This window comes from Hyphomonas sp. CY54-11-8, from assembly GCF_000682735.1.
Lineage (GTDB): Bacteria > Pseudomonadota > Alphaproteobacteria > Caulobacterales > Hyphomonadaceae > Hyphomonas.
On record NZ_AWFD01000034.1, the window covers coordinates 204,116 to 222,904 of the forward strand.

At 58.5% G+C, this 18,789-nt stretch carries 18 protein-coding genes; 6 read left to right on the top strand and 12 right to left on the bottom strand.

Features of this window, described 5'->3' with window-relative positions; genetic code table 11:
* Nucleotides 1-45 precede the first annotated feature (45 nt).
* Nucleotides 46-1,350: a citrate synthase gene (locus tag HY17_RS14830; RefSeq protein WP_034767971.1), complete on the bottom strand. Its 1,305-nt coding sequence runs from the start codon at nt 1,348-1,350 to the stop codon at nt 46-48.
* 29 nt (nt 1,351-1,379) lie between these two features.
* Nucleotides 1,380-2,855 carry a glutamate--tRNA ligase gene (gene gltX / locus HY17_RS14835; RefSeq protein ID WP_034767972.1) on the bottom strand — a complete coding sequence of 492 codons (1,476 nt, stop codon included), beginning with the start codon at nt 2,853-2,855 and terminating at the stop codon, nt 1,380-1,382.
* A gap of 18 nt (nt 2,856-2,873) precedes the next feature.
* Here gltX and HY17_RS14840 point away from each other — a divergent pair, with 18 nt between their 5' ends.
* On the top strand, nt 2,874-3,113 hold the full coding sequence (locus HY17_RS14840; RefSeq protein ID WP_139068970.1) for a hypothetical protein: 240 nt from the start codon (nt 2,874-2,876) through the stop codon (nt 3,111-3,113).
* A gap of 281 nt (nt 3,114-3,394) precedes the next feature.
* Here HY17_RS14840 and lexA read toward each other — a convergent pair whose 3' ends face one another.
* The 6 genes from lexA to HY17_RS14870 all read right to left on the bottom strand — a co-directional run bounded on the left by lexA (nt 3,395) and on the right by HY17_RS14870 (nt 9,948).
* Nucleotides 3,395-4,078: a transcriptional repressor LexA gene (gene lexA, locus HY17_RS14845; protein WP_034767975.1), complete on the bottom strand. Its 684-nt coding sequence runs from the start codon at nt 4,076-4,078 to the stop codon at nt 3,395-3,397.
* A gap of 62 nt (nt 4,079-4,140) precedes the next feature.
* Entirely contained in the window at nt 4,141-4,944 is an 804-nt protein-coding gene (trpC, locus tag HY17_RS14850) for an indole-3-glycerol phosphate synthase TrpC (protein WP_034767976.1), read from the bottom strand.
* Nucleotides 4,941-5,975: an anthranilate phosphoribosyltransferase gene (gene trpD, locus HY17_RS14855; protein ID WP_034767978.1), complete on the bottom strand. Its 1,035-nt coding sequence runs from the start codon at nt 5,973-5,975 to the stop codon at nt 4,941-4,943. The genes trpC and trpD overlap by 4 nt, the downstream gene beginning before the upstream one ends.
* Before the next feature lie 57 nt (nt 5,976-6,032).
* Nucleotides 6,033-6,611, bottom strand: coding sequence for an aminodeoxychorismate/anthranilate synthase component II (locus HY17_RS14860; RefSeq protein WP_034767980.1), 579 nt, complete (start codon nt 6,609-6,611; stop codon nt 6,033-6,035).
* Complete coding sequence (gene trpE / locus HY17_RS14865; protein WP_034767981.1) at nt 6,608-8,035, bottom strand: anthranilate synthase component I; 1,428 nt, start codon at nt 8,033-8,035, stop codon at nt 6,608-6,610. The genes HY17_RS14860 and trpE overlap by 4 nt, the downstream gene beginning before the upstream one ends.
* The gene (locus tag HY17_RS14870; protein WP_034767983.1) at nt 8,032-9,948 is read right to left on the bottom strand and encodes a peptidylprolyl isomerase; all 1,917 of its coding nucleotides are present in this window, start codon (nt 9,946-9,948) and stop codon (nt 8,032-8,034) included. Before HY17_RS14870 ends, trpE begins: the two co-directional genes overlap by 4 nt.
* A gap of 83 nt (nt 9,949-10,031) precedes the next feature.
* Between HY17_RS14870 and tpiA the strand changes: the two genes are divergently transcribed.
* The 3 genes from tpiA to HY17_RS14885 all read left to right on the top strand — a co-directional run bounded on the left by tpiA (nt 10,032) and on the right by HY17_RS14885 (nt 13,033).
* Nucleotides 10,032-10,775 carry a triose-phosphate isomerase gene (gene tpiA, locus HY17_RS14875; protein WP_034767985.1) on the top strand — a complete coding sequence of 248 codons (744 nt, stop codon included), beginning with the start codon at nt 10,032-10,034 and terminating at the stop codon, nt 10,773-10,775.
* Between the two features lie 86 nt (nt 10,776-10,861).
* Nucleotides 10,862-11,332: a preprotein translocase subunit SecG gene (secG, locus tag HY17_RS14880; protein WP_034768106.1), complete on the top strand. Its 471-nt coding sequence runs from the start codon at nt 10,862-10,864 to the stop codon at nt 11,330-11,332.
* Between the two features lie 63 nt (nt 11,333-11,395).
* Nucleotides 11,396-13,033: a CTP synthase gene (locus HY17_RS14885; protein WP_034767986.1), complete on the top strand. Its 1,638-nt coding sequence runs from the start codon at nt 11,396-11,398 to the stop codon at nt 13,031-13,033.
* On the opposite strand, the gene HY17_RS14890 is transcribed toward HY17_RS14885, so the two are convergent.
* From HY17_RS14890 to HY17_RS14900, 3 genes are all read right to left on the bottom strand, one after another.
* Nucleotides 13,030-13,743 carry an SDR family NAD(P)-dependent oxidoreductase gene (locus HY17_RS14890; protein WP_034767988.1) on the bottom strand — a complete coding sequence of 238 codons (714 nt, stop codon included), beginning with the start codon at nt 13,741-13,743 and terminating at the stop codon, nt 13,030-13,032. The two genes, HY17_RS14885 and HY17_RS14890, sit on opposite strands and share 4 nt — an antisense overlap.
* A 22-nt stretch (nt 13,744-13,765) precedes the next feature.
* Nucleotides 13,766-14,992 carry a cyclopropane-fatty-acyl-phospholipid synthase family protein gene (locus HY17_RS14895; RefSeq protein ID WP_034767990.1) on the bottom strand — a complete coding sequence of 409 codons (1,227 nt, stop codon included), beginning with the start codon at nt 14,990-14,992 and terminating at the stop codon, nt 13,766-13,768.
* A 99-nt stretch (nt 14,993-15,091) separates the two neighbouring features.
* Nucleotides 15,092-16,615, bottom strand: a complete 1,524-nt coding sequence (locus tag HY17_RS14900) for a deoxyribodipyrimidine photo-lyase (protein WP_081813181.1) — start codon at nt 16,613-16,615, stop codon at nt 15,092-15,094.
* A gap of 5 nt (nt 16,616-16,620) precedes the next feature.
* On the opposite strand from HY17_RS14900, the gene rfaE2 reads away from it, so the two are divergent.
* Nucleotides 16,621-18,189 carry a D-glycero-beta-D-manno-heptose 1-phosphate adenylyltransferase gene (rfaE2, locus tag HY17_RS14905; RefSeq protein WP_233348830.1) on the top strand — a complete coding sequence of 523 codons (1,569 nt, stop codon included), beginning with the start codon at nt 16,621-16,623 and terminating at the stop codon, nt 18,187-18,189.
* Nucleotides 18,186-18,371, top strand: a complete 186-nt coding sequence (locus HY17_RS14910; RefSeq protein ID WP_034767995.1) for a hypothetical protein — start codon at nt 18,186-18,188, stop codon at nt 18,369-18,371. The genes rfaE2 and HY17_RS14910 overlap by 4 nt, the downstream gene beginning before the upstream one ends.
* Before the next feature lie 3 nt (nt 18,372-18,374).
* On the opposite strand, the gene hspQ is transcribed toward HY17_RS14910, so the two are convergent.
* Nucleotides 18,375-18,746, bottom strand: a complete 372-nt coding sequence (gene hspQ / locus HY17_RS14915) for a heat shock protein HspQ (RefSeq protein ID WP_051600165.1) — start codon at nt 18,744-18,746, stop codon at nt 18,375-18,377.
* Nucleotides 18,747-18,789 lie beyond the last annotated feature (43 nt).

The following is an 18,789-nucleotide window of genomic DNA, read 5'->3' on the forward strand; positions in this document are numbered from 1 at the left end:
ACCCGACTGTGGCAGGTGGCGCTTTCAGCATCATTCTGCTGCGTCTCAGCGCTTTTCGATCGGAACATAGTCCCGCTTCGCTGCGCCGGTATAGATCTGGCGCGGGCGGCCGATGCGCTGGGTCGGATCGTCGATCATTTCATTCAGCTGTGCGACCCAGCCAACGGTGCGGGCGAGAGAGAACAGCACAGTGAACATCTGCTTCGGGAAACCGATCGCGTCGAGAATGATGCCCGAATAGAAATCGACATTCGGATAGAGTTTCTTCTCGATGAAGTATTCGTCCTCAAGCGCGATCCGCTCCAGCTCCATCGCGACCTTCAGGATTGGCGTGTCCTTGAGGCCCAGGAGATCGAGCACTTCGTGGGCCGATTCCCGCATCACTTTGGCGCGCGGGTCGTAATTCTTGTAAACGCGGTGTCCGAAGCCCATCAGGCGGAAGGGGTCATTCTTGTCCTTGGCTTTCTCGATGAATTCCGGGATCCGCTCCACCGAACCAATTTCGTGCAGCATGTTGAGGCAAGCTTCGTTGGCGCCGCCGTGGCTTGGTCCCCAGAGACAGGCAACGCCGGCAGCGACCGCGGCAAACGGGTGTGCGCCGGAAGAGCCTGCCAAGCGAACTGTCGAGGTCGAAGCGTTTTGCTCGTGGTCCGCGTGAAGGATGAAGAAGCGGTCCATGGCTTTTGCGATGGCCGGGTCCACTTTGTAGTCTTCAGCCGAAACCGAGAAGCACATGTTCAGGAAGTTTTCAGCGTAGGAGTACTCGTTCCGCGGATCGACGAATTTCTGGCCGAGATTGTATTTCAGGATGCGGGCGCAAAGGGTAGGCATCTTTGCAAGAAGGCGGATCGAGTTGAGACGGCGCTCGGCAGGGTCCTCGCTATCCATGGCGCCCGGATAGAAGGAGGCAAGACCGCCCACGGTTGCCGTCAGCATGGCCATCGGGTGGCTGTCACGGCGGAAGCCCTCGAAGAACCGGTCCATCTGGGTGTGCAACAGGGTGTGCTGCTTGATGGTGTCGTTGAACACTTCCAGTTCCGACGTCGTAGGCAGCTCACCGTACAGGATCAGATGGCAGACTTCCGGGAAGGTGGATTGTTCGGCGAGTTGTCCGATCGGGTAGCCGCGGTGCAGGAGAACGCCTTCATCTCCATCGATGAAAGTGATTTGGCTTTCACAACTGGCCGTCGATGTGAAACCCGGATCGAACGTGAAATGGTTCGTTTCGGCATAAACGCGGCGGATATCGATTACGTCCGGACCGTGTGTTCCGGAAAGCACCGGAAGGTCATAGGAATTTCCGGCCACATCCAGTTTAGCAGTGCCGTTCGGTTTCGTTTTATTTTCCATCAGCCTTACCTTCAAACCCTTCTTGTTTCTCAGGCGCCCGGAGAACTTTCCGGCGCCAGTTGATCCTCAATTCGTCCAAGCGCTTCTTCGCGGCCGAGCCACTCCAGTACCGGCGCAATATCCGGTGCTGGTAGGCCGCCTGTGAGTGCAGCGCGTAGCGGTTGGCCTATCTGCCCCATAGATAGACCTTGTGCAGTGCAATAATTAGATATCGTCACCGAAATATGATCTGCCGTCCATTCCGGCAGTTGCTGCAGTACGTCGCGCAACCCGCGCAAACGGTCAAGCCCCTCCCCGGAGACAGCTTTGCGCGCTTTCTTGTTCAATTCCAAAGGCCTTTTGGCCAGCAGGAATGCAAAAGATTGCGCCAGTTCAGGCAGGGTCGTGCCTCGATCCTTCATGTGAGGAAGGGCTGCTCTCAGACGCGGTTCTGCGTCGTCGATAGTGCCCGCGGCTTCCCAGTATGGCCTTAGCAGCGTGAAAAGGCGGTCATTGTCAGCGAGCCTCAGGAAGTGCGAATTGACCTGGCCGAGTTTGTCCAGGTCTAGGCGGCCCGGTGCTCGGTTGATTCCTGAGATGTCGAAAGCAGCGATGGCCTCTTCATCGGTGAAGATTTCCTGGTCGCCGTGGCTCCATCCGATCCTCAGAAGATAGGCCCGCATCGCTTCCGGCAAGTAGCCCATCTCGCGATAGGCGAGTGTCGAGAGTGCGCCATGGCGCTTGGATAGTTTGGCGCCATCGGCACCATGAATCATCGGAACATGCGCCATCTTCGGAATATTCCAGCCCATCGACTCATAGATCGGGATCTGGCGGAAGGCGTTCCGCAAATGGTCATCGCCTCGGATAATATGGGTGATGCCCATGTCATGGTCATCGACGACGACCGCCAGCATATAGGTTGGGGTGCCGTCGGCGCGGAGCAGGATGAGGTCATCAAGTTCACCCGCCAGGATGCGGACGGTCCCTTGTACGCCATCTTCCAGAACACGCTCTCCGCCATCGGGAGCTCTCAGTCGTACGGTGAATGGGGCATCCTGGGCTGGCGGCGGGGCGCCATCACGCCACGGAGAGCGGTAAGGGGCCAACAGGGCATGTGCCTCGGCCAGTAGCGAAGCTTTTTCATCTTCAGAAAGCCCTTCAGCCTTGGCCGCCTGGCGCTTTTCTTCACCAAGCTCTCGCCGCGCCTGCAGCTCTTCCTGCGTCGTGTAGCAGCGGAATGCCGTGCCACGCCGTATCATCTCTTCAGCCACCTCAGCATGGCGTCCTGCGCGTTCGAACTGCATTATCGGGGGCTCATCCGGTGTCAGTCCGAGCCACTCCATGCCCTCAAGGATCGCTGCGGTTGCTTCTGGCGTAGAGCGTTCGCGGTCGGTGTCCTCGATACGGAGAAGAAACTTCCCGTTGTTGTGTTTCGCGAACAGGTAGTTGAAAAGTGCCGTACGGGCACCGCCAATATGGAGCATGCCGGTGGGAGAGGGGGCAAATCGCGTGACGATGTCCATGTCTCGTGAGGGCTCCGATTGATGCTACAAATGAGGCGTCCCGGCTGGCAGAAACACAAGGTTGCTCCTGAAGGCAAGGGGCTGGCGCAAGCTATTGCAGCACTGTGGGCCAGCCTTTGGTCGATAACGGAAATCGATACTCGCCCGCTGCTGCTCGGCTTTTCCCTTTGTGCGGGAGTAATTGTCTATTTCTCGCGGAAGACTGAGCCTCTGATCTGGCCCTGTGTCGTTGCCACAATCATCGCTGGCGCCTTTTGAATGACCTGCCGTCTGACATAGAGGATGTCTCTGCTGAGCCTTGCTGCATTGGTTCTGCTGGGGATATCCGGCGGGTTCACTGCTGGTGCAGTCCGGACCGCTATGGTCGCTGCACCTGTCATCAAGTCCGATGCAGATCCCGTCATGCTGGAAGGGTGGGTCACGAATTTGCGGTGGCCCGACGTGCTGCAATCGGGTGGTATCACCGTCAAGGCCGGTGGAGAGGGGCTCATATTTCAGAGAGCACCAAAATGCGGGAAGCGACCCTGGCGGGCGTGCCCCTAGTCGTAGCGGCGAACAAGCGCAACCAGGCGACCCTGTACGGCGACACGGTCCGGGCCAAAGATACGGGTCTCATAGGCTGGGTTGGCAGCCTCAAGCGCCACAGAGGCACCTTTCCGGCGCAAACGCTTCAGTGTGGCTTCCTCACCATCGATCAGTGCCACAACGATATCGCCGGTGCTCGCCGATTCCGTCCGGCGGCAGATCACGATGTCACCCTCCAGAATGCCGGCGTCGATCATCGAATCCCCCTGAACCTCCAGAGCAAAATGCTCCTCACTATCAGACAGGCCATCGGGCGCATTCACATGACCATTGTCCTGCTGGATGGCTGAGATCGGCAGACCCGCTGCAATCCGTCCGATCAACGGCACAGTACGGGGCGAAGCTTCTGCAGCTGGGCGACCTGCAGAGACAAGAGCAGGGCGGAAATCCTTCCGGCCGCGGGGTGTGGAACTCGCCACCGCAGACTCTGGCAGTTTCAGGACTTCCAGAGCGCGAGCCCGGTGCGCGAGACGGCGAATGAAGCCGCGCTCTTCGAGCGCGGTAATCAAACGGTGGATGCCGGATTTCGATGCCAGATCGAGCGCTTCTTTCATCTCGTCAAAGGATGGGGAGACACCCGTTTCCTTGATACGTTCATTGATGAAGAGCAGGAGCTCTTTTTGCTTGCTAGTCAACATGTTGAGCCGCCTTGGGTCCGAATCTTTGTTCACATGTGTTCTACATGTGTTCACCGTTCGGGTCAATCGCTCCCGGCGGCGCGGAGCGCTGCGACAGCGGACTGCCGGAGCGATCCACGCTTCATCAGGCTTTCACCAATCAGGAAGCGTCGTGCCCCGCACTTCCGCAGTCGAACGATATGTTCCGGTGTGGAAATGCCGCTTTCCGCCACCAGTTGCCGGTCCTGAGGTATGAGAGGCGCCAGCCGCTCAGTGGTCGACAGTTCGGTCACCATGCATTTCAGATCGCGATTGTTCACGCCAATCAGCTGCGACGGCAAGCGCAAACCACGTTCGAGCTCAGCTTCATTGTGCGTCTCCACAAGGACGTCCATTCCATAGTCGATCGCGCAACTTGTCAGTTCGGCTGCCTGTCCGTCGTCCAGGCTTGCCATGATGACCAACACGCAATCCGCCCCCCAGGCACGGGCTTCGGCAACCTGTATCGGATCGATCATGAAGTCCTTGCGTAGCATGGGAATGCTGACGGCCCTCCGGATCGCGGCAAAGTCCTGAAGGCTGCCGCCAAAGCTTGGGCCATCCGTCAGAACCGACAGGCATGCCGCGCCACCCGCTTCGTACTCCGTCGCGATTCCGACAGGATCGGCGCCAGGCAGGATTTCACCTGCGGAAGGGCTTTTGCGCTTCAGTTCGCAGATCAATGCATTCTGATCCGTGTCGGTAACGGCCGAAAGGGCTTTGGCGAACCCACGCGGTGAACCCGCGGACCGGGCTTTGTTATCCAGGTCGGAGAAACGGGTCTCGCGCTTCAGAGCCGCGACCTCATCGCGCTTGTACTCAATGATTTTGTCCAGCGCCGTTGTCATTCGAGCGGTTCGCCCCGAGAAAGCGCCACGAGCTTGCGAAGCGTCTGTTTTGCATTTCCTGAATCGATGGCCTCGGCCGCCATGCCAGCGCCTTCCTTCAGGTCTGCTGCCTTGCCATGAACATGCAGGCCCGCCGCGGCGTTCAGCAATACTGTCGCGCGGAAGGGAGTTTCATGTCCATCCAGCAGCTCGGTTATTGCCAGCGCGTTGCCGGCGACGTCTTCACTCTCCAGGGCCGAAAGGGGATGAGTGTCCAATCCGGCATCCGAGGGATGAATCTCGAAGTCTTTCAGTGATCCGTCTTCCGTCACCTCGCAGACTTTGCTCGGTCCGGCGATCGAGAGTTCGTCAATTCCGTCGAGCCCGTGTACCACCCAGGCTCGTTCAGTCCCGAGGCGGCCAAGAGTCTCAGCCATCGGGTGCACCCATTCCGGACCGAAAACGCCAAGTACCTGGTGACAGGCGCCTGCGGGATTGGTCAGCGGACCAAGCAGGTTGAAGATGGTGCGGATCCCGAGCTTGGCCCGAACAGGCGCAACATGGCGCATAGCGCTGTGATGACTGCGGGCAAACAGGAAGGCGACGCCTGCGCCGTCAAGGCAATTGAGGAATTCTTCCTCACTGATCTCCAGATTTACTCCAAGCGACTCCAGCACGTCCGCTGAGCCCGTCTTAGGTGGTACGGAGCGGTTTCCATGCTTGGCGACACGGCCACCCGCCGCAGCGATAACGATCGCGCTGGCGGTGGAGGTGTTGAGGCTTTTCCAGGGGAGACCGCCGGTACCGCAGGTGTCGAGCAGGGGCCCGTCCGTCGCAACCTTGCGTGCGTGCTGTCGCATGATGGTGGCGCCGGCTGTCAGTTCATCAGCGGTTTCACCGCGCACCGCCAGACCCATCAGGAATGCGCCGATTTCTTCAGGCGCTGCATCTCCTGACAGGAGCGTATCGAACGCGCCTTTCAGCATGTCGTCTTCGAGCGGTTCGCGACGCGCGAGCGCTTTGAGCGCAATAGAGAGAGAAGTGTCAGTCATGGGCCGCAACCGATAGCGGTCTTGGTCCCGTCGCTCAATAGCTGACCCAGGCATGGCTCAGAGTTTGTCGAGCCAGTTCTTTAGGAGCGCGTGACCGTGCTCTGTCAGGATGCTCTCCGGGTGGAATTGCACCCCATAGACCGGACGGGTCTTGTGATGCAGAGCCATGATTTCGCCATCGTCAGTGTAGGCATCCGCGACCAGATCCTCTGGAAGGTCTTCCGGACGGACGGCTAGGGAGTGGTAGCGAACCACGCGGAACGTTTCTGGCAGCCCTTCAAAAAGGTCACCGCCGCTCTGGTGAATGTCCGATAACTTGCCGTGCCGGATTTCCCGGGCGGTGATCACTTTCCCGCCAAAAGCCTGCCCGATGGACTGATGCCCAAGGCAGACGCCGAGAATGGGCAGATCGTCCGGCGCTTGCCGGATAAAGTCGACGCAGATCCCGGCTTCATTTGGTGTGCACGGACCAGGGGAGAGGAGTACGCCATCGGCTCCACTCGCCAGCGCGTCTTCGACTGTCATTTCATCGTTGCGGACAACCGTCGTGTCTGCGCCCAGCTCTTCCAGATAGTGGACGAGGTTCCAGGTGAAGCTGTCATAGTTGTCTATGACGAGGATTTTCTTCCGGCTCATTGGTCGAACTCGTAAGCTGCAGCCAGTTCGGCGGCGCGTTTTAAGGCTCCGGCCTTGTGCTGGGTCTCGTCATATTCGTACTGCGGAACGGAATCGAGCACGACGCCGCCTCCCGCCTGAATATGAAGCTTGCCATCTTTCAGGACAGCAGTCCGCAGAGCGATGCAGGTATCCAGATCACCGTTCCAGCCGAAATAACCCACCGCGCCGCCATAAATCTCGCGGGCGTTTGTTTCCATTTCGTCGATGATCTGCATGGCGCGGATCTTTGGTGCCCCGGAGACCGTCCCGGCAGGGAAGCCTGCAAACAGCGCATCGACCGCGTCTAAGCCTTCCCGTAGGTCGCCTTCGACATGGCTAACGATGTGCATCACGTGACTGTAGCGCTCGACGATGAACTGTTCCGTCACCTGAACACTTCCGTATGCAGCGACACGGCCGACATCGTTGCGGCCGAGATCTAGCAGCATGAGGTGTTCGGCAATTTCCTTAGGATCATTCAGCAGGCTTTCAGCCCGTTTCGCGTCTTCCAGCGGATCGCCGGAACGCGGACGAGTTCCGGCGATTGGCCGGATGGCGACGCGTCCGTTCCGGACACGAACAAGAATTTCAGGGCTGGAGCCGACAAGGCGGACGTCGCCGAGGTTCATGTGAAACATGAATGCCGAGGGGTTTAGCCTCCGGAGGGCACGATAGAAGCTGATCGACTTCTTGTTGAACGGTGTCGAGAAGCGCTGGCTGGGGACTACCTGGAAGATATCGCCTGCCTTGATGTACTCCCGGCATTGGTCGACGATCTCGAAATAGCGCTCCTTGCTTGTGTTAGAAGTCAGTTCGACCGGCTCTGCCGATTGGTCCGCTGGGGGCAGGACGGGCAGCGACTGGAGCTGCTGTTCTATTTCGTCGAGCTGCCGATTGATTTCATCCTCATTGCCATTTTCGATCCGTCCAATCAGCAGCAATTCCTGATAGATGTGATCAAACACAATGACGACTTTCGGAATAACCAATAGCGCCTCAGGCACATTGAGCGCTGCAGGTTTGGTTATTGTGACCGGTTCGACATGCTGGATCATGTCGTAACCGACATATCCAAATGCGCCAGAAGCCATGGGCGGCAGGTCTTCTTCAGTTTCAGCCCGGGCAGAGGTCACAAACGCACGCAAAGCCTCCACGGGCGTACCCTCAAAACGCTTCGCGTCGGAGAAGTCCGCCTGAGTAGCGGTCTCAGCCACGCCATCCAGAATCCGAAACCAGATCTGCGGTGCACCGCCGATGAAAGAATAACGGCCAAGCCGCTCCCCGCCGGCGATGGACTCGAACAGGAAACTGCCAGGTGTGTCGACACCCAGTTTCAACATGGCACCTACTGGCGTTTCGACATCCCCGATCCGCCGGCGAACGATCAGTTTGGCCTGGCTCATTGGTCTGTCGAGATCGACGCCTTGTAGGCGTTGTAAGCTGCGTTGTTGACCCGGAGCTTCACGGCACCCGCCATTTCAGCTTCCATTGCTTCTGCCAGGTCTGAATCGAGTGTGGAGATCAGGACGCTTGAAGCGTTCGGAGCTGCGGCGCTCAGGTCCGCTGCAGACGGATCATTTACAGACTTGAGCTGAACGATCATGTACTTGTCGCCTGCGCGATTGGGATAGGTGAAGACTTCACCGGGCTTTCCGGAAAAGATGCCACCAATCGCTGAATTCGGCAGTCCGCTGTCTTCAGCGTTCATCCGGGTCACCGAAGCAGGGGGTGTCTCGATCTCGGCATTCACAGTGCGCGCTTCGGCTTCGAGCGTTGAGGTTCCGCTTTCGATCTTGTCCTTGATGGCCTGGACCGCCTTTTGGGCCGCTTCGCCCTCATTGCGCATGACGAGAGCTTGACGCACATCGTCCTTCACCTCTTCAAAGTCCGGTGTGGAAGGCGGAACAATCTTGCGGGTGGAGATGACATAAGTCGCATCATTTTTTGTGAACTGGCTCGACGTGTCGTTCACATTCATGGTGAAGGCTTGCTGGAAAGCATCGCCCGCATCAAGCAAGCCGATCATTGGCAAGCCATCTTCAGTATATCCGTTTTTGTCGACCGGCTCGAATGATATCACCGGAACTCCGAGTTCGTCCGCGATCTGGTTCAGATCGAATCCCGCATTGATAGAGCGATCGAGGGCTTCAAGTTTATCATACAGAAGCAGCGTCGCCCGTTCGCGTGCCAGGCCTGTACGGATTTCTTCAGCTACGGATTCAATCGGAAAAACAGCGCCCGGCTGGATCGACACGAGACGCGCAATCAGCCACCGGCCATCGCCCATATCCTTCGGTCCGAAAAGCGCGCCACTTTGCTTGCCCGGGCCGAACATTGCGTCGCGAAGCAGCTGGTCTTCCACTTCTTCGGCCAAGGAGGTTTTGGACTCGCGGGATACAACCCCCTGAAGGGTAGAGGGATCGGCGCCACCGGCAAGGGCGCCGAAAGCGTTTCGGGCGGCATCCCGGGAGTCGAACATCATCTCGACATATGTTCGCTGCTCAGGTTCGGAAAAGCGTTCCGACTTGCCAGCTTCATAGATGGTTGCGACTTCCTGCTCGGTGACTTCGACCTGGCTCAGGAAATCGTCAGCAGACACCTTTGCCAGATCAATCCCGCGCCGCTCCGGCTGTTTCAGCGCGTCGAGATTTTCATTGTAGAAGGCAAGAACTTCTTCTTCTGTGGGTGCTTCCGGTTTCGGCACATCGGCCGCATCGAGGATGAACCAGGCCACATCCCTGGATTCAGCTAGGTAACGCGACTGGACGGCCTTCATCACGTCTGGTGCCATCAGACCTGCGATTGTCGCTGTCTGGAGAGTCTGAAGGGTCAGATCGCTCTTTACCTGGGCCTCATACTCCTCCTGCGAGAACCGGTTTTGCGCCAGAACGCGCTGGTATGTCGCAAGATCCAGTTCGCCCGTCAGCGGGTTCTTGAAGGCATCCTGCTTCCGGAGTTCCGCCACCACGGCATCTGCAGAGGGCGCGACGCCGATTTTGGACGCAAAGCCAAGAATGGTCGTCTGGGACTGTTCGAGCTGGAAAACCTGATCCACCATACCGCGCTCGAGCGCTTCATCCTTGGTGATCGGGTCGTCGTTCTGCAGGTTCACGTTCCGCAGCATAACTTCGATACGCCGGTCAAAGTCCTCGACAGTAACGGAAGACTTTCCGGCAGCCATAAGGTCGGAGCCGAGGCCGTTGCGGACCTGGTTGAAAATCTGGTCGACGCCCCAGAACGCCATGCCTGCAATGATGATCATGGCAATGAACTTGCCAAGAATCGATTGGGTCAGGCGTTTCATCAGCGCGAGCATGAGGCTGGTACTTTCAACTATTTGCAGGATGGCTCAGTGCTTGCTAGGCGACCCGGCAAAGTCAATCAAGATAGGTAACGCTGATGGCACGGACACTTATTGCCGGGAACTGGAAGATGAACGGGCTTCGCGCCTCGTTGGTGGAAATCGTCGCGATTGCGGGTGGCGTGACCCCGGCAAAGGAAAATATCGAGGCGCTGATCTGCGTTCCGGCAACGCTTCTCATGCAGGCTGCCGAACAGACTCGGGACTCGGCACTCAAGATTGGCGGAGAAACCTGCCACACCAATGAGAGCGGAGCTCATACCGGTGATGTTTCCGCTGAAATGCTCGCCGACGCTGGTGCGTCCTATGTGATTGTTGGGCATTCAGAGCGCCGCGCAGACCATGGTGAAACGAGTGAAGCTGTGGCTTCACAAGCTGCAGCAGCGCTTCGCGCGGGCATCACCCCCATCATTTGTGTCGGCGAGACAGCCGCAGAACGGGACAGCGGGAAAGCGATTGAGGTCGTCACGGGCATGCTGCGCGCATCGATTCCTGAGGGCGCTGCCGCAGCCAGCCTGGTCATCGCCTACGAGCCTGTCTGGGCAATCGGTACCGGCAATGTCGCCACTGTCGAGGCGGTCGACGAAATGCACAATGCCCTGCGGGCCTGTCTCGCAGATGTGTTCGGTTCTGAGGCGGACCTCATCCCGATCCTTTACGGCGGCAGCATGAAACCGGACAATGCTGGCGATTTGCTGGCGGTGGAAAACGTCAATGGCGGCCTGATTGGCGGTGCAAGCTTGAAGGCGACCGACTTTCTCGCCATTTACGCAAAAGCCTGATTTACCATTCTGACTGAAGGCAGCACTTGGCCTGCGCGCGCATTGCCTATATGCGGGCGCCTTGGACGAAACGTATCGGATTTGTCATGCAGAACGTTATCCTGGTGATCCACATCCTCGCTTGCCTGGTCATGATCGGGCTGGTGTTGGTTCAGAAGTCGGAAGGCGGCGGTCTTGGGATCGGCGGCGGTGGTGGCGGTGGTGCAAACTCGCTGCTGTCTGGCCGCGGAGCCGCGGGCGCTGTCGTGCGTTCGACCATCATTTTTGGTGCGATCTTTTTCATCACCAGTCTCGCGCTGACCACTCTGGCCAACCGTGAAACCGATACACGGTCGGACATTGAGCGCGTGCTGGCGCCAGAGGACACTTCACCTGCGCCGAGCACACCCACCGATCTTTTCGATCCGTCGGCTCCGCTGCTTTCCGGGCAGTCCGGCCTTTCGGACGAGAGTGTCACGACACCGGATGCTGCAATGGAACCAGCAGAAGGAACGGGCGAGGCCGCAGCTGAACCGGAAACGCCTGCGCCTGCGCCTGAAAGTGGTAATCCCCAATAAATCGCCTGCGCCTCTGTTTTTGGCGCGCCAGCTAAAACCGAATCACGGCATCAGGGTGTTCCCATGATCCGCTATATTTTCATTACAGGCGGCGTGGTGTCCTCCCTTGGAAAGGGTATCGCTTCCGCCGCCCTCGGCGCATTGCTGCAGTCACGCGGCTATGGCGTCCGTTTGCGCAAACTTGATCCATACCTGAACGTCGATCCGGGCACGATGAGCCCCCGCCAGCATGGCGAGGTTTTTGTGACCGATGATGGGGCGGAGACCGACCTTGATCTCGGCCATTATGAGCGCTTCACTGGCGTCTCGGCGCGCCAGTCGGACAACATCACAACCGGGCGGATCTACAAGCACATCATCGAGAAAGAACGGCGTGGCGACTATCTCGGCGCGACGATCCAGGTCATTCCGCACGTAACCAATGAAATTAAAGACTTCGTCCTCTCCGATCCGGGGGAGGGCGTGGACTTCGTGTTGTGCGAAATCGGTGGCACGGTAGGTGACATCGAAGGCCTGCCATTCTTCGAGGCCATTCGGCAGCTGGGCCAGGAATTGGGGCCAGACCGTGCCTGCTTCATCCATCTGACCTTGCTGCCCTACATTCCAGCGGCCGGCGAGATGAAGACAAAACCGACCCAGCACTCGGTGAAGGAACTCCGATCCATCGGTATCCAGCCGCAGGTCTTGCTGTGCCGCTGCGACCGGCCCATCCCGGAAAATGAAAAAGGCAAAATCGCCAGCTTCTGTAACGTCCGACCGTCCAGCGTGATCGAGGCCCGTGATGTACGGCATATCTACGACGTGCCGGAAGCTTATCACGAGCAGGGGCTGGACAAAGAAGTGCTCGCGCACTTCCGTATCGACAATGCGCCAGAACCTGACCTGTCTGGCTGGCAGAAAATCGCCACGACGATCCACAACCCGGACGGTGAAGTCTGCATTGGACTTGTTGGCAAATACACCGATGTACCGGACGCCTACAAATCCGTTGCCGAGGCGCTCAGTCATGGTGGTCTGGCCAACAATGTCAAAGTGTCGGTGAAGCTCATCAATTCCGAGGAATTCGATGACGAGCATCGCCCGCTCGACATTCTCGAAGGCGTTCATGGCATCATCCTGCCGGGCGGCTTCGGCGAACGTGGCGCCCACGGTAAGATGCGGGCGGCCCGTTTTGCGCGCGAGCGCAAAGTACCGTGCTTCGGCATCTGCTACGGCATGCAGATGTCGGTGATCGAAGCCGCGCGCCACATGGCCGGTATCGAAGACGCCAACACGACCGAGAACAATCCCTCGACACCGAACCCGCTTGTCGGCCTGATGGAAGAGTGGACACAGGGCAACGAGAAGCAGGTCCGCACCGCAGATAGCGACAAGGGAGGCACGATGCGCCTCGGGGCTTACCCGGCCCGCCTGAAGGAAGGCAGCAAGGTCGCGGAAATCTACGGCACCCTCGACATCTCGGAACGTCACCGCCACCGGTATGAGGTCAACGCGGCCTATATCGAGGCGCTCGAAAAGGCCGGCGGACTATTCTCCGGCATGTCGCCCGACGGCACTTTGCCTGAAATCTTCGAGATCCCGGCGCACCCATGGTTCATCGGTGTTCAGTACCACCCGGAGCTGAAATCCCGTCCGTTCCAGCCGCATCCGCTGTTTGCCAGCTTTATCGATGCGGCGGTGAAGCAGAGCCGTCTGGTCTAAGCTGGAATTTCCTTTCCAGCCCAGTCGAAACATTTTCCGGTGTCGGCGGGCGTCAAACCGTAGATCACTCGAAGCAGGTGGGAAACCGCGTTTGGTGGCGTGAACAGTTGCCCGTCCGGCAGGTTTCCTTGGAATGGTTTGGACAGGCGGGTATCCACGGTCCCGGGGTGCAGGCCCGCAACAATGAAATCTGAATTCAGGCGAGCCTGTTCGATCGCATAATTGCGAAGGAGCATGTTCAGAGCCGCCTTGGATGCACGATAGGCATGCCAGCCGCCGAGACGATTATCTCCAATAGATCCAACACGCGCAGACAACGCTGTAAACACAGCCCGTCCGCTCCTTGGCATCAGAGGCAAAAAATACCGAGCGACCAGCGCAGGCCCAAATGTATTTACACGGAATACACGTTCAAAAGCCTGCAGGGACTGCTGTCGATAGGATTTTTCGGGCTGAAGTGCATTGCCATCCGAGAGAATGCCAGTCGCGATAATAACCAGACGGATATCATCTTCGTATTTCAACGTGTCTGACAGGCGGGCCAAGTCAGATTCTACGGTGATATCCACGGCGTGAGGCGTGACCTTGCCGGTCGCAGCTGGGCCACTGCGGGATATCGCATGAACCCGACGGATTTCCGGCCGCTCGGATAACCGGGCAACAAGCTCAGCGCCGAGACCGCCAGAGGCGCCGAATACTATCGCTTGCATGAGTTGGCGGTCCCAGAATTGTTCAAGCTTTTGAGAGCTGGAACTGGCCGACATTGATGCGCCCATCCGAGAACCCTGCCTCGCAATAGGCGAGGTAGAAGTTCCACATGCGGCGGAAAGGTTCATCAAAGCCGAGTTTAGCGATCTGGTCCCAGGCGTCATTGAAGGCGCGCGACCATTCACGGCAGGTGCGGGCATAGTCCTGACCGAAATAGGTCACACCGTCATGACGCAAACCGGCCAGCTGGAACTGTTCCTTCAGGGCTTTCTCGCTCGGCAGCATGCCGCCCGGAAAGATGTGACGCTGAATGAAGTCGACGCGTTTGCGGTATTTCGGGAACAGGTCATCATCGATCGTGATGATCTGAAGCGCCGCCTTGCCGCTGTCTTTCAGGGTTTCAAAGATCTTGGCGAAGTAGCTTGGCCAGTAAGACTCGCCGACGGCTTCGAACATTTCGATGGAGGCGACGCCGTCATACTTGCCGGTGTGGTCTCGATAGTCTTCCAGACGGATCTCTACGCGCTCACTCAGGCCTTCGCGCTGCATCCGCTCCATCGCATAGTCGCGTTGAGAGGGGGAGATAGTGAGGCAGGTCACTTTCGATCCGCGTTGTTTTGCGGCGAATTCCGCGAAGCCGCCCCAGCCGCATCCGATTTCGAGGATTTCGCTGGATGGGCCTGCGCCGATCCGGTCACAGATGTTCCGGTACTTCGCCTGCTGGCCCTGTTCCATCGTCATGTTCGGACTTTCGAACACGGACGACGAATATGTCATGGAGGGATCGAGCCAAAGGGAATAAAAATCATTACCAAGGTCGTAGTGGGCCTTGATGTTCTTCTTCGCGCCCTCTCGCGTGTTCCGGCTGGAAAAGACGTGGCGGACCATGTTGACCCAGCGCACAACCGCGCCGCCGACCGCAAGTCTTCCAGTGGCCTCAAAATTCGCCGAGAAGAAACGCAGGACTTCTGTAAGGTCGGGTGTCGACCATTCGCCATCCATGTAGGCTTCCGCGAAGCCGACATCGCCGCCCGCCATGGCGCGTTTGACAAAATTGTAGTCGTGTACGGATATTATTGCATGTGGGCCCGGATGACTATTCCGGAATACGAGCTGCCGGTCATCGGGTAATCTGAATTCCAGCGTTCCATGCTGTGTGTTCAGGAGAGCAAGACAGGCAATCCTGAAACTGGCCGGAACGTTTTTAAGGGTCCGGATCGTGTTGGGCGAAGCTGTTATCGTCCCGGTCATTTCATCTCCCTCTGGCAGTAGGGAACTCGCCCCACTTTGCCAGAATGGTCCATCGAATCCAACTATTTCCGGAAATTCCTGTTTCATTGACATCCAGTATCAGGCGTTTGAGCGTTGAGATTTAAGGGTTTCATAGGCGTTAAGGGCCCGCTCGCGAGCGGGTTTATGTTGGACAAGCGGGTTCGGATAATCCGCGCCAAGCTTAATTCCGGCCTGCGACAGCGTATGTTCATCAGCCGTCCAAGGCGAGTGGAGATATTTGTCTGGCAGCGCAGCAATCTCCGGGCACCAGCACCGGACGTAAGCGCCATCTGTATCGAATTTCTCGCCCTGCGTGATCGGATTGAACACACGGAAATAGGGCGCCGCGTCTGCACCGGACCCTGCCGTCCACTGCCAGCTCGCCGGGTTGGATGCAGGGTCAGCGTCTACCAGAGTATCCCAAAACCATTCTTCGCCATCTCGCCAGTGCAGCAACAGATGTTTGGTCAGGAAAGAGGCAACGATCATCCGGACACGGTTGTGCATCCAGCCGGTTTTCCACAATTGCCGCATGCCGGCGTCAACGATCGGGTATCCCGTTTGCCCGGTCTGCCATGCTTTTAATGCGTCCTTGTCGGTCCGCCATGGCATGTAATCGAAATCTGAGTTGTAATTCGCTTCAGCCAGATCAGGTTCGTGATAGAGCAGGACATAGGAAAATTCCCGCCACGCTATTTCCGACAGGAATTTCCAGCCACCGTCTTCGCCGATGTGTCCTGCTTCCATCGCGGATGTCACTGTGCGCCATATCTGTGCCGGGCCAATCTCTCCGAACCGAAGATGAGGCGACAGGCCCGAGGTTCCGTCGTCCTTGCCCGGAAGATTCCGTTCTTCAGGATAAGTATCGATCGGGGCATCCAGGAATGCTTTGAGGCGCTTTGAAGCCCCGGCTTCCCCCGGCGACCACATGGCATCAAAGCCGGTCGACCAGTCTGGTTTTTCGGGATGCAGGCCCAACTCATCAATTGCCAGCGAATACACCTTTGGACCTGACAAGTCCTTCGGTCTGGGCAGGGCCTCGGGCGCTTCATAACAGGCACGCAGCGCTTTCCAGTATGGCGTGAATACCTTGTAGAAGCCACCCGATCCCGTTTTCAGGACCCAGGGTTCCACAAGCAGGCGGGCATTGAAGCTTTTGGCATCAATGCCCTGATCCTTCAGGTGCGCTTTGACTTCCGCATCCGTCTCACGTTCGGCGGCGCCATAGCGGCGACTCCAGTACACCGTGTCGGCTCCGGTCTCGTTGATCACCTTGTCCAGGCAGGCGCTGCCATCGCCTGCCCGGACTGTCAGCTGTCCACCCAGCTGTTCGATATCGCGCGAGAGTGCTTTGAGGGACTTGTCGAGCCACCAACGCGAAGCGCCGCCGAGACTGCGTTCGCCGTTCTTCCCATCCATGTGGATGAACAGGCAGATGATCGGCCGGCCTTGTTTGGCTGCTGCGTGCACTGCCGGGTTATCGGAAAGCCGAAGATCCTCCCGAAACCAGACAATAATGGGGGCAGATGAAGCAGGCAGGTCGATCTTCCTGAAGCGTTGACGTTCGAGAAAGATACGTACCGCAAGTTCGTTTGGATCCATCCATCATGCGGCTTCGCCTTTTACGAGACTATGTCAGCGGCTATATCCTCAGAAAAACCGGAGTAGAGCATGTCCGATTCCCTTTTGGCCGGAACGGTAAGCGGCTGATGGCGCGCGCTTCCCTGATAGACCTGATCGCGAAGGCGGCCGGGCGGAAAATCGTTTGCGTCGGCGACGTGATGCTCGATCGCTTTGTTTATGGCGACGTCTCCCGCATCTCGCCCGAGGCCCCGGTGCCAATCATGCGCCGGACGCGGGAAGCCTCCATGCCGGGCGGTGCCGGGAATGTCGCTCGAAACCTTGCCTCGCTCGGGCTGCATACGGCTCTTATTGGCGTTGTGGGCGACGATCCCGAGGGGCGGGAATTGGCCGCTCTTCTGGGCAAGTTACAGAATGTCGAAGCCGACCTGATCGCAATGCGCGGCCGCCCCACGACGCTCAAGACGCGCTTTGTAGCTGGTTCTCAGCAATTGTTGCGAGTGGACGCGGAAGAGGTCGCCGGCATAAGCCAAGACACAGAGAACCAGCTCGTTTCAGCGATCCATCAAGTGTCCTCGGATGCTGCCCTCATCATCCTGTCGGACTATGCCAAGGGGGCGATGACGGATGGCGTCATCAAGGCGGCACTCGATGCCGGAGAAGCGTTCGGCATTCCCGTGATTGCCGATCCGAAAGGGCGAGACTTCCGCCGCTATGGCGCGGTCGATCTGATCAAGCCGAACGGCCACGAACTCGCCCACGCGTTCGGCATGCCGACGGAGACTGATCAGGATGCAGCAGCCGCCCTCGCAGCGGCGAGCAAAACCCTGCCAGCAAAGGCCGTTGTCGTGACCCGTGCGGCCAAAGGCATGTCGTTCATTACGAAAGATGGCGACGTGGTCCACAAGGCCGGGAAGGCACGTGAGGTCTATGACGTGTCGGGGGCGGGGGATACGTCCATTGCCGCACTTGCCCTCGGACTGGCCGGCGGAGGCACGCTCGGTCAGGCCGTTGATCTGGCAATCGCGGCCTCCGGTATCGCCGTCGGCAAATCCGGCACGGCGACAGTGTCGGCAGACGAGTTGCGCGGCGCGCTCGAAATGGGTCTGGACCATGGCGGGGTCAGCCATATCCCCCTAGAAACAGCGCTTTCGCAGGTCTCGATATGGCGCGACGCAGGTCTGACGGTCGGCTTCACCAATGGCTGTTTCGACATCCTTCATCCCGGGCACCTGAAAGTGCTGGAAGAGGCCAAGAACCGCTGCGGCCGCCTGATCGTCGGCTTGAATTCCGATGCCTCGGTCAAGCGCCTCAAGGGGCCCACGCGGCCGGTCAATGATGCGGAATCCCGTGCGCGTGTCCTTTCAGGGCTGACAGTTGTGGACGCCGTTGTTGTCTTTGACGAAGACACGCCCGCCGCATTGATCGAAGCCTTGCAGCCGGATCTTCTCGTCAAAGGCGGTGACTACACGCTGGACACGATCGTCGGGGCGGATGTGGTGCTCGCGCGCGGCGGAACCGTCCACATTGTGCCAACGCTGGATGGCCAGTCCACAACGGCAGCGATTGCACGGGCCAGGGCAGGCGAAACATGAGTGAAGCCGCGCGCATTGCCGCCCAACTGTCCGCCCAGTACGGCGAAGATGCGGCTGTGATCGCGACGTTGCGCGCTGCCGAAGTGGCCGCTCAGGGGGATACCGAGGCGCTGGCACACTGGGATGAGGTGATTATCATTCTGGAGAACGGGGACAGACCCGACGCCGCCCCGGCAAACTGACCTCTAGTTCGCTACGCCCTTTTTAAGCTCATATGTGCCGCGGGACGTCACATTGAACCATTCCTGGATATCAGGATGACTGAGCGGCTGTGCCGAGTCATCCGGCACGAGGTTTTGCTCGGACACATAGGCAATGTAGTGTGTGCGCTCATTCTCCGCGAAGAGGTGGTAGAAGGGCTGGTCCTTGCGAGGCCGCACTTCTTCCGGAATCGCCTCGTACCATTCGTCTGTGTTCGCGAATTGCGGGTCCACATCGAAAATGATTCCGCGGAACGGGAAGTGGCGGTGACGGACGACCTGGCCGATCTGGTATTTCGCCGTAAAGGTGGAAACAGCATTGTAGCTGACGTTCCGGTCAACCGGACGGTCTAGCACATACGGCGCATCGGCGGACGGCTTGCGCTTGCGGCCGCGTCCC